This is a genomic window from Nonomuraea sp. IBHARD001 (assembly GCF_056106265.1).
This window is the reverse complement of the sequence record NZ_JBWBBW010000002.1, coordinates 8,876,241-8,887,042: the sequence shown is the minus strand read 5'-3', so window position 1 is coordinate 8,887,042 and position 10,802 is coordinate 8,876,241. Positions and strand designations below refer to the sequence as shown.

At 71.0% G+C, this 10,802-nt stretch carries 9 protein-coding genes; 7 read left to right on the top strand and 2 right to left on the bottom strand.

Features of this window, described 5'->3' with window-relative positions; all coding sequences use genetic code 11:
* The first annotated feature begins 221 nt into the window (after window positions 1-221).
* The 3 genes from ACTWNK_RS41860 (at window position 222) to def (ending at window position 2,841) form a co-directional block, all read left to right on the top strand.
* Window positions 222-1,466 (top strand): hypothetical protein, encoded by a 1,245-nt coding sequence (locus ACTWNK_RS41860; protein ID WP_474310621.1) that lies wholly within the window; start codon window positions 222-224, stop codon window positions 1,464-1,466.
* Entirely contained in the window at window positions 1,463-2,212 is a 750-nt protein-coding gene (locus tag ACTWNK_RS41855) for a rhomboid-like protein (protein ID WP_474310619.1), read from the top strand. The genes ACTWNK_RS41860 and ACTWNK_RS41855 overlap by 4 nt, the downstream gene beginning before the upstream one ends.
* Window positions 2,213-2,298: 86 nt before the next feature.
* Window positions 2,299-2,841, top strand: coding sequence for a peptide deformylase (gene def, locus ACTWNK_RS41850; RefSeq protein WP_474310618.1), 543 nt, complete (start codon window positions 2,299-2,301; stop codon window positions 2,839-2,841).
* Here the strand turns inward: def and ACTWNK_RS41845 are convergent.
* The gene (locus tag ACTWNK_RS41845) at window positions 2,838-3,506 is read right to left on the bottom strand and encodes a TetR/AcrR family transcriptional regulator (RefSeq protein ID WP_474310617.1); all 669 of its coding nucleotides are present in this window, start codon (window positions 3,504-3,506) and stop codon (window positions 2,838-2,840) included. The genes def and ACTWNK_RS41845 overlap by 4 nt on opposite strands.
* An 85-nt stretch (window positions 3,507-3,591) precedes the next feature.
* Here ACTWNK_RS41845 and ACTWNK_RS41840 point away from each other — a divergent pair, with 85 nt between their 5' ends.
* From ACTWNK_RS41840 to ACTWNK_RS41825, 4 genes are all read left to right on the top strand, one after another.
* Window positions 3,592-4,527 (top strand): zinc-binding dehydrogenase, encoded by a 936-nt coding sequence (locus tag ACTWNK_RS41840; RefSeq protein ID WP_474310616.1) that lies wholly within the window; start codon window positions 3,592-3,594, stop codon window positions 4,525-4,527.
* A 222-nt stretch (window positions 4,528-4,749) separates the two neighbouring features.
* Complete coding sequence (locus tag ACTWNK_RS41835; RefSeq protein WP_474310615.1) at window positions 4,750-5,160, top strand: DUF7144 family membrane protein; 411 nt, start codon at window positions 4,750-4,752, stop codon at window positions 5,158-5,160.
* Between the two features lie 154 nt (window positions 5,161-5,314).
* Entirely contained in the window at window positions 5,315-7,567 is a 2,253-nt protein-coding gene (locus ACTWNK_RS41830) for a polysaccharide lyase 8 family protein (protein ID WP_474310613.1), read from the top strand.
* 229 nt (window positions 7,568-7,796) lie between these two features.
* On the top strand, window positions 7,797-9,836 hold the full coding sequence (locus tag ACTWNK_RS41825) for a glycoside hydrolase family 71 protein (protein ID WP_474310612.1): 2,040 nt from the start codon (window positions 7,797-7,799) through the stop codon (window positions 9,834-9,836).
* A gap of 61 nt (window positions 9,837-9,897) precedes the next feature.
* On the opposite strand, the gene ACTWNK_RS41820 is transcribed toward ACTWNK_RS41825, so the two are convergent.
* Entirely contained in the window at window positions 9,898-10,680 is a 783-nt protein-coding gene (locus tag ACTWNK_RS41820) for an AfsR/SARP family transcriptional regulator (RefSeq protein ID WP_474310610.1), read from the bottom strand.
* Window positions 10,681-10,802: the final 122 nt, after the last annotated feature.

The window sequence follows — 10,802 nt, the reverse complement described above, 5'->3', positions numbered from 1 at the left end:
CGTCGCCACCCCGCGTTTTCCGTGGTCATTGCCCAGATGCACGGGGGACGTTGCCTGCGGTGAGCGGAGTCCCGCTGGGGGTGCGTGCGTGAGGGACGGGTGGGGTGCGGACGGAGGCGCTGGGGGCGGCTTGCCGTATTGGGGGGAAATGGGGGTGTGCGGGGGTCCGGTTTGCGGGGGCTGGGGGACGAGGGAGGTTAGGTGATCGACGGGAGTCGCCCATGGACGAGCACGAGGAACTGGTACGGCTCAGGGCCGAGGTGGAGCGGCTGAGCGGGCGCCGGGGGCGGTGGCGTGCGGTGGTCGCGACCGTGCTGATCGTCGTGGGGTGCGTGCTGGCGCCGTTCGCGCTCGTCGGGGTGTGGGTGAGCAATGAGATCACCGACACCGAGCGGTATGTCGAGAACGTCACGCCGCTCGCCTCCGATCCCGCCATCCAGGACGCCGTCGCCGCCCGGGTGAGCGCCGAGGTGATGCGGGCCATCGACGTGCCGCAGATCGTCGGCGAGGTCGTCGGCGCGCTGGAGGACCGGGGCCTGCCCCCGAAGGTCGGCGACAAGCTGGAGGGCCTGTCCGGCGCGCTGGCCGGAGGCGTGCAGGGCTTCGTCGACCGCCAGACGCTGGCCGTCGTGCGCAGCGACGCGTTCGCGACCCTGTGGGTGGGCGCGAACCGGGCGGCGAGCAAGCAGCTCAACGCGGTGCTCTCCGGTCAGGGCAGCCAGGCGCTGCAGGTGTCGGGCGACACGGTCAGCCTCGATCTGGCGCCCGTCGTCGAGCAGGTCAAGCAGCGACTGGTCGCGGGAGGGCTCGGCATCGCCTCCGCGATCCCGCCGATCCACACCTCGATCGTGCTTTTGCAGTCCGCCGACCTGGTCAAGGCGCAGAGCGCCTACACCTGGCTGAACACGTTGCGCTGGGTGCTGCCCGTGCTGTCGCTCCTGCTGATCGCGATCGGCGTGTACGTGGCGGGCTCGCATCGGCGTGCGCTGGTGGGCGCGGGGATCGGGCTGGTGGTCGCCATGCTGGTCGTGGCGGCCGGGCTCGCGGTGGGGCGTGCGGTGTACCTCAACGCCGTGGCCGAAGGCGGGCTCTCGGTGGCGGCTGCCGGAGATCTGTTCGACACGCTGGCCAGGTTCCTGAAGGCGGGGGTGCGTACCCTGCTGGCGATCGGCGCCGCGGTCGCGCTCGCGGCCTTCTTCACCGGGCACTCGGTCACGGCGACCCGGACGCGGGCCCTGCTCGGCGGCGGGATCGCCCGGCTGCGCGGTGACCTGGACACCGGCAGCGTCGGCGCCTGGGTACGGAACAACGCCGGGCTGTTGCGCGCGCTGAGCGTGGTGCTCGCCGTGGTCGTCCTGCTGCTGTGGGAGCACCCGAGCGCGGTCGTGGTGTGCTGGCTCGTCGTGCTGGTGCTGTTCCTGCTCGCGGTCGTGGAGTTCCTCGGCGGGAGGACCGCGCGCCGGTGATCGTGCTCGTCGCGCTCGCCTGCTGCTGGTACCTCCTGCGTGGCTCGGCCCGCTGGTCGGTGCGGGCGCGAGGGCTGGTGGCCAGGCTCTCGCCGTACACCGCGGCGGCGCATGCCTGGGTGCTGTCGGCGCCCGCGACGTTCGCGTACGTCGCGATCTTCGTCAGCTCGACCTTCGTGCAGCGTACGGCGCCGCCCACGCTGATCGAGGTCCTGACCAGGCTGCAGAGCACGAACCTGCGTCACCTCACCGACCGCCCGCTCGTCGCCCTCGTCGACAGCGCGCTGTGGGTGGCCGACAGGGGCGCGGGCCTGATCCTCTACGTCCTGGTGTACGCGAGCGTCGTCGCCTGGGCGGAACGGAGGTACGGCACGCCCCGGACGATCGTCATCGGGCTGGCCGGACACGTGCTCGGCTCGCTGCTGACCGCGCTGGTGGAGTGGCGTGCCATCGAGACCGGCAGGGCGCCCGCCGCACTGGCCTACACCACCGACGTCGGGGTCAGCTACATCATGGTCGCGGGCTGTGCGGCGGCCGTGCTGCTCATGCGCGGGTGGTGGCTGGTCGCCGGGGTGGGCGCGATGGTGCTCGGCGTGGTGGCGCCGATGGTCGTCACGCACACCCTGTGGAACCTGGGGCACCTGCTGGCCGCCGTGTGTGGTCTCGGCGCGGCCCTGGTGTGCCTGCGGACGGGGCCGGCGCGTACGCCGGTGGACCTGAAGCCCTGTCTCAGGCGGGCGCGGTGATGCCTATCCTGTCTTTTGGCCTTCGGTAGCAATGGAAGATCTGGCCTTTGACAGCAATGGAAGATCGCAGCGCGGCAGGGAGAACAGTGGACGACAGTCGCACGGGCACGGTCCGGCAGATCACCTACGTCGGCGAGCAGGTCCTGCACCGTCCGTGCGAGCCGGTGACGACCTTCGACGACGAGCTCGCCACGCTGGTCGACGACATGTTCGCCAGCATGTACGCCGCACAGGGCGTGGGGCTGGCGGCCAACCAGATCGGCATCGGCCTCAGGGTCTTCGTCTACGACTGCCCCGACGCCGACGAGGTGTACCAGAAGGGCGTCGTGGTCAACCCGACGCTCGTGGTCCCCGCGCTGGGCGAGCGCAATCTGGAGGAGTACGACGAGGGCTGCCTTTCGGTGCCCGGCCAGCGCGCCGTCCTGGCCCGCCCGGACCGCGCCGCCGTCACCGGGTTCGACGTCACCGGCGAGCCCGTCACCGTCGAGGGCACCGGCCTGCTGGCCCGCTGCCTGCAGCACGAGTGCGACCACCTCGACGGCACGCTCTACATCGACAGGCTCCCGGCCAAGCGCCGCAAGCAGGTGCTGGCCGCCTACGAGGCGTCGCTGGAGCAGCCCGCCGTCTAGGCGTCGTGCTCCCAGCGGGCGGTGAAGAGCTCCTGGCCGGGTGGGGCGCCCGGCAGCGCGGCGCCGGGGTGTGGGCGCAGGCCGTCGAGTGCGATCGCGATCAGGCGGGTGCGGGCGGCATGGGCCGCGGGCAGCAGGTCGTCCTTGCCCTGCCGGGTCAGCTGCTCGATCAGCGGCGACTTGCTGAGCTGCTCGATCAGCAGGGAGATGTCGACCGGCGTCACATCGGTCCGTAGCACGCCCGCCGCGTGCGCCCTGGCCACGAGCGCGTCGGCGACCTCGTCTGACCTGGCCGCCCTGGCCGCCATCTCGGGCGAGACCTCGATCGTCCCCGCGAGCGGGCCCAGCGAACCGGCGCCGAACTCGACGGCCGAGGTGATGTAGCCCGCCAGGCCGGCCCAGGGGTCGGCATGGGCCAGCCCCTGCTCGGCGATCTCGATCCACTGGCCGAGGGAGAGCTCGGCCAGACGCTGGAACAGCTCGTCCTTCGTGCGATAGCGCCGGTAGAGGCTGCCGATGCCCACACCGGCCCTGGCCGCGATGGCCGCGACCGAGGCGTGCACGCCGTCCATGGCGATGACGTCGCGGGCGGCGTCGAGCAGGGCCCTGTCGTTGCGCTCGGCCTCGGCATGCCGTGGCGCCTTGCGAGGAGCGGGTGCGGTCATGCCCTCCATCCTACCTGTTGCGGAGTGCTTCACTCCGTTATAGCGTGTCAATCGGATGGTTTCACTCCGTTTGAAGGGGGCGGACATGCGCGCAGCGGTGATGAAGGAGTACGGCGGGCCCGAGGTGCTCCAGGTGATCGAGGTGCCCGATCCGGAGCCGGGCAGGGGCCAGGTCCTGATCGCGGTGGAGTACGCCAGTGTGACGTTCGTCGAGACGCAGGTGCGTGCGGGCGGCGGCCCTCCGGCCAAACGGCGCCCGCCGCTTCCCCGCGTACCTGGCAACGGCGTCGGCGGCACGGTCGTCGCCGTCGGGCCCGATGCCGACCCCGCTCTCGTCGGCGCGGTCGTCGTGAGCACCACGGGCGGTGTCGGCGGATACGCCGAGCTGGCCGTCGCCCAGGCGGACGAGCTCGTCCCCGTCCCCGCCGGGCTGGGCCTGCGCGAGGCCGTGGCGCTGATGGCCGACGGGCGCACCGCCGTGCTCCTGCACCGGGCGGCCGGGGTGCGCGCGGGCGAAGGCGTGCTGGTGACGGCGGCCGGAGGCGGCGTCGGGAGCATGCTCGTCCAGCTCGCCGCAGCCTCGGGCGCCAGGGTGGTCGGCGCGGCCGGAGGCGAGACGAAGCGCGACCTGGTGACGTCGCTCGGCGCCTCGGCCTATGTCGACTACACGCGGCCAGGCTGGGCCGAACACACCGCCGAGCTCGGCATCGACCTGGTCTTCGACGGCGTCAGCGGCCCCCTGGGCACCGAGGCGCTGCGCACCCTCAGACCGGGCGGCAGGGCCAGCGTGTACGGCATGGCGAGCGGCGAGGACTCCGACACCGGCGGCGTCGCCCTGGTGAACTCGCCCGCACCCACACCGGTCGAGGCCGCGGCCTACAGCGCCGAGGCGCTCGACCTCGCGGTGAAGGGACTGCTGCGCCCCCACATCGGCCAGCTGGTGCCGCTGGCCGAGGTGGCACGCGCCCACCACGCGATCGAGTCACGCCGGACGAAGGGTAAGACATTGCTGGTCGTCTGAGTCGAGTCTCGGCACAGGAAGGGCAGGACACTGCTGGTCGTGTGAGTCGAGGAACGCCGGACGAAGGGCAGGACATTACTGATCATGTGACACGTCTGTGCAGGTCCTGGCGTCGGGCGGGCGGCACGTGAAGATCCTGGCATTGGCGAAAGGCTGTCTTTTCCGGAAATTGACCTCGCCCGGGGATCACTACCTGCATCAGTTCTCTGCGAGGAGGATCGCATGGCAGCGGAACGTGTCACGGGCTGGGTCGGCTGGATCTGGTTCGCCGGAATGATGATGATCGTCAACGGGATCTTCAACTCCATCAACGGCCTGACCGCCCTGTTCCACGACCAGTTCTTCGTCGAGGGGCGTGACCGTGTCCTGGTCCTGGACGTCACCGGCTGGGGCTGGGTGCACCTGATCATCGGCGTCCTGCTGATCGTCGTCGGTGCGGCGCTGGCCACCGGGGCCACGTGGGCGAGGGTGGTGGGCATCATCCTGGTCGCACTCAACGCGGTGTTCCAGATGGTGTCGATCCCGCTCTATCCGTGGTGGTCGATCCTGGCCATCATCGTCGACGGCCTGGTGCTCTACGCGCTCACCGTGCACGGCTCGGAGGCCAAGACCTTGCGCGAGCAGGGGTACTGACCTTCCTGGATACAGGGGCCTTCCGGCATACGGGGGCCTTCCCGCATGCGGGGGCCTTCCGGCAAGCGGTGGGCGATGGGTGCCGGAGCGAGTGGGCGACGGCACCCATCGCTGTGTTCTCCCTCCCTCGTGCCGCGCACGCGATAATCGCGGCATGCGGCGATTATCACGGCGTTCCGTGCTCACGCTGGGCGCTCTCGTCCCATTCCTGCCGCGGCACCGGCCGACCCCCGACCCCTTTCCCCTGCTGCGCGAACAATGGCGAGCGGTATCGGCCGGGCAGGGATTCGACCCCTCCGCCGAGCCCTACGCCACCAGGCTGGCCCAGGCGGGCAGAAGAGCGCTGAGCCTGCGCGAGACCATGACGACGGCGACCCCGGAGCACCTGTGGCCCGACCTGCCGTACTCGGGCCCCGGATGGACGCGGGTGCCCGGACGGCTGCAGGACATGGCACATGCCTACGCGCTGCCGGGCACGGGGGTGACGGGCGACGCGGCGCTGGGGGAGGCGGTGGCCGAAGGCATCGAGCACTTCGGGCGGCACCGCTACACGGCAGGCGCCGAACCGGAGGGCAACTGGTGGGAGTGGGAGATCGGCGCGCCCAAGCGGCTGCTCGACGCGGCGCTGCTGATCGGCCCGACGCTGGGCGAAGAGCGGAGCAGGGCGCTGGGCGAGGCCGTGGCGCACTTCGTGCCGGGCAGCAGAGTGGCGGACTACTCGGGCACGAGTACGGGCGCCAACCGGGTGGACCTGTGCACGGTGCTGCTCCTGCTGGCGGCGTTACGCGGTGACGAGGCGGCGGCCGGGCATGCGGTGCGCGCGTTGTCGCCGGTGTTCGGCTATGTCAGCGAAGGCGATGGCTTCTACCGCGACGGCTCCTTCCTGCAGCACACCGCCGTGCCGTACCAGGGGGGTTACGGGCTGGTGCTGCTCGAAGGGCTGGCCAGGTTGTTCGCGGTGTTGCGCGGTACGCCGTGGGCGCTCGCGGAGGTGGCGGGGCGGGTCGTGTCCGACATGGTGGTCAGGTCGTTCGCGCCGTTCGTGCACGACGGCTTCTGCATGGACCTGGTGAGCGGGCGCGGCATCGGCAGACAGGCGTTCGGCGACCACCGGAGGGGCAGGCAGATCGCCGCGGCCGTCCTGCTGCTGGCCGGATCGGCGCCCGCGGCCGAACGCGCCCACTGGCCCGGCATGGTCAAGGGCTGGGCCGTACGCGGCACCCACGTGCCGATGCTGGAGGCGGCCGAGCGTGAGGACCTGGCCTTCCATGCCAGGCTCGCCGCCCTGCTCGACGATCCCGCCGTGCCCGCGCTCGCCGAGCCGCCCGGCCACAGGCTGCTGGCCATGAGCGCCAGGGCCGTGCACAGACGCCCAGGCTGGTGCGCGGCGCTCAGCATGGCCTCCGCGCGCATCGCACATTACGAGTACGGCAACGGCGAGAACCTCAAAGGCTGGCACACCGGCTCCGGCATGCTCTATTGGTGGGCCGAAGGCCACGGCGACCAGTACTCCGACGCCTTCTGGAGCACGGTGGACCCCTACCGCCTGCCCGGCACGACGGTGTCGGCCCGCAGGCTGCCCGAAGGGGCGGGACAGGCGTGGGGCCAGGCGCGGACTCCCTATGAATGGGTGGGCGGCGCGAGCGACGGGCGTCACGCGGTGGCGGCCCAGCACCTGGGCGGGCTGGAGAGCACGCTGGAGGCGTTCAAGACGTGGGTGTTCCTCGACGACGCGGTGATCTGCATGGGCGCGGGGATCACCTGCGCCGACGGGAGCACGGTCGAGACGATCGTGGACAACCGCCGGACGGGCGCCCTGCTCATGGCCGACGAGATGGCGGGCTGGGCCCATCTGGACGGGCACGGCGGCTACGTCCCGATGAGCTGCCCACGCCTGCTCACCAGGCGCGAGGACCGCACCGACGGCACGGTGAGCAGGGGATACGTGACGCTGTGGCTCGACCACGGGGTCGACCCCACGGCGGGCGAGTACCTCTACCTGCTGATGCCCGGCGCCGACCGGGCCGCGACCGAGGCGCGGGCGGCCGACAGGGGCTGGCTCGAGGTCCTGGCCAACGACACCGGCGCGCAGGGCGTCCGCGTGCCCTCGCTCGGCGTCACCGCGCTCGCCTTCTGGCAGCCGGGCTCCGCCGGAGGGCTGACGGTCTCGGCCCCGTGCGCGCTCCTGGTACGCGAGCGGGGCGACGGCACCGCCACCGTGACCGTCTCGGACCCGCGCAGGGCGCTGGAGGACCTGACCGTGACCTGGGACCGGCCGGTGCGCGCACTGCTGCGCGGCCACCGCGTGCTGGAGCGCGCCACGACCGGCGGCGGGCTCACGCTGAGGTTCGGCAGGCTGGCCGGACGAGGCGGCGCCTCGAACACGGTCACCGTGCGGCTCGGCTGAAAGAGCTGAAAGAGCTGAAAGAAACGCGACAGATCCGGCTGGCAGGATGGCGGGCACATATGTCCGGCCACCATTCGGACGTCGACGGCCGCATTTTTTCGTGCGGCCGTCTTTCTTATTTCTTCCGCCATCCGGTAATGGCGCGTTCCAAATTTTGCAAGCCCTTCTCCACACATATTCGGTGGCTACGATGAGCTCGTTTTTCCGAAAGAAAAGATGTGGAGGAACATTGTCATCCCATCGAAGGCGAGCTCTGCTCGGCACCTTCGCGGCCGTCGTGTGTGTCCTGTCTCTGGGCCTCACGCCCGCCTCCGCGACGGCCGCTGTCACGACCGTCACGGTCGCCTCGGCCAAGGACGTCTTCATCAGCCAGGCCGCGCCCGCCACCGTCTACAAGGACGCCGCGTGGCTGTCGGTATGCCCCAAGACCTGCAACAACACGCCCGACACCGAGCGCCGTGCCCTGACCGGCTTCACCGTGTCCGGCATTCCGGCCAATGCCGGTGACGTACGGCTGATCCTCCAGGTGCGGGCGGCCAGGACGACGACCACCACGGTCTCCGCGCACAAGATCACCGCTGCCTGGAGCCAGACGACCACCTCGTGGAACTCCAGGCCGGGTCTGGGCGCCGTGCTCGACACCCGGACCGGCTTCACCGCCGAGTCCTATGCCGAGTTCGACGTCTCGTCGGCGTACACGGGCAACGGCTCCTACTCCTTCGGCCTGACCGCGAGCGCGGGCCCCGTCGCCGTGCTGCACTCGTCGAGGGCGGCGGGCAAGGGCCCCCGCCTGAAGATCAGCTACACGCCGGGCACGGCCACCCCCACCCCCACGCCCAGCCCGACCGCCACCCCGACCCCGACCGCGACCCCGACTCCCCAGCCCACGAACGGCGGCCAGTGCCTGCCGTTCGACAAGCCGGCGGCGAGCACGCTGCGATCCTTCGGCAAGAAGGTCTTCGCCTTCTACTTCCCGCCCTACCCGCTGTCGATCGACAACAAGGACCCGGATAAGGACCAGTACGCCTCCTGGCTCGACCCGGCTGGCTCCAAGGGCCTGTACGCAGCCCAGGGCGGGCACTCGCGCGACCGGCCGCTGCCCAGGCCCGCACGCAAGGGCGCCGACTGGCGTCAGCAGGACTTCGAGGTCGAGATCCGCCAGGCCATCGCCATGGGACTCGACGGCTTCATCTACGAGCACCACACCTCGGCCTCCGACCAGCGCTTCAACCAGTTCCCGCTGCTGCTGGCCGCGGCCAAGGCGGTCGACCCGGGATTCCGGATCATGCTCAGCCCGGACTTCCCCACCGAGAAGGGAGCCGCCCCCGACAAGGTCATCTCCGACGTCCTCATGGCCAAGGGACACCCCTCGCTCTACCACCTGCCCGACGGCACGATCCCGCTCGCGCCCTTCTACCCCGAGCGCCAGTCGCCCGCCTGGTGGGACGCCCTGCGCGGCAAGCTGGCCGACAAGGGTATGAAGACCGTCCTGGTGCCGATCTTCCTCGACTGGAGCGGCAGCGGGAAGAGCGAGTGGAACGACTCGGTCGCGGGCTACTCCTCCTGGGGCATCCGCTGGCAGGGCTCGACCGACGGCCTGCGCAAGGCGGCGGTCGAGGCGAAGAAGCGTGGCCGGTTCTACATGGCCCCCGCCGCGCTGGAGGACGTGCGCCCCCGTGACAAGCGCTACTGGGAGCCGTCCAACAGCGGCACGCTGCGCCAGTCGTTCGCCAAGGCGATGGAGGGCGGCGCCGACATGATCTCGCTGATCACGTGGAACGACTACGCCGAGTCCTGGGTGGCCCCTTCGGTCGAGCGCGGTTACGCCCCCGCCGATGTCATCGCGTACTACACGACCTGGTACAAGACCGGCAAGGAGCCCGGTGTGGTCCGTGACGCGCTGTACTACTTCCACCGCTCGCACCGCACCGACGCGCCCTTCGACGCGACCAAGCAGACGATCGGCCCGATCTCCATCCCGTACGGTGACCCGGCCACCAACACCGTCGAGCTGCTCGCGTTCGTGAAGCAGGCGGGCACGCTCGTCGTCAGGCAGGGCGACGACGTGCGGACCAAGGAGGTCACCTCGCCCGGCATGGTGTCGTTCAAGGTGGCGATGGTGCCGGGCACGACGCCGGTCTTCGAGCTCAAGCGTGACGGCAAGACCGTGCAGAGCGTGACCAGCCGTACTCCCATCAAGAAGTCCGTCGTCTACCAGGACCTGATCAACCACGCGGGCGGCGGGCTGCCGTGCGCGCGTCCGCTGTAGTCGCCGGTTGAGACGACGACGGCCTTTCCCCGCCTCCGCAGGGGGAAGGCCGTCGTCACGGTCAGGCGGGCACCAGGGCGTCGGGCCACCGGGCCAGCGCGGGGTCCCTGCGCAGCACCTGCTGATGCAGCCGCCGCAGGTCGGGTCCGGGTTCGTCGCCCACCTGCTCGATCAGCCTGCGGCGGATCAGGGCGAAGGCGGCGAGCGCGTCCGGCTGGCGGCCGCTGCGGTAGAGGGCGAGCATGTGCATGCCCGCGATCGTCTCGTCCAGGGCGTGCTCGTCGGCCAGCTGGGCGAGCGTCGGGACGATCTCCCGATGCCGGCCGAGACGCAGGCTCGCCTCGGCCCTGCCGGTCTGCGCGCTCAGCCGTTCGCGGCACAGGGCGACCCGGACCCGTTCGGCCCACGGTGTGGCCAGATCGGCGAGCGGCGGGCCGCCCCACAGGCCGAGTGCCGCGTCGAACATACCGAGCGCGTCGGCATGCCTGCCGTCGTGCGCGGCCGAGTACGCGGCCTCGGTCCCGGCGCGGAACCTGTGCAGGTCGATCTGGTCGGGCTCGGCCGTGAGCCGGTAGCCGCCCGTCTGCCTGACCACTGTGCACGGCCGCTCGCCGGAGGCCGTCCTGAGCACCTGCCGTACCCGGTTGGCGCAGGTGTAGAGGGCGTCCTGGGGGTGCTGGGGCAGGTTCTCGCCCCAGATCTCCTCGATGGCCGTCTCGTCGGTCACCAGGACGTTCGGGCGCCAGGCCAGCAGGGCGAGCAGGCTGCGGGCACGTTCGGAGCGCAGTCCGAGGGGTCCGCCCGGTGTCACCACCTCGACCGATCCCAGGATACGGATCTCCATCGGCCCTCCTCGGCGCTCACCGGCCGCCTTGGGCACGGCCGTGGTCTGTCAGATTTTCGGAGGGCCCTGAAATCCGGCTGATCGGGCGCTGAAATCCGGGATCATTGCTCCAGCGAAGGGCA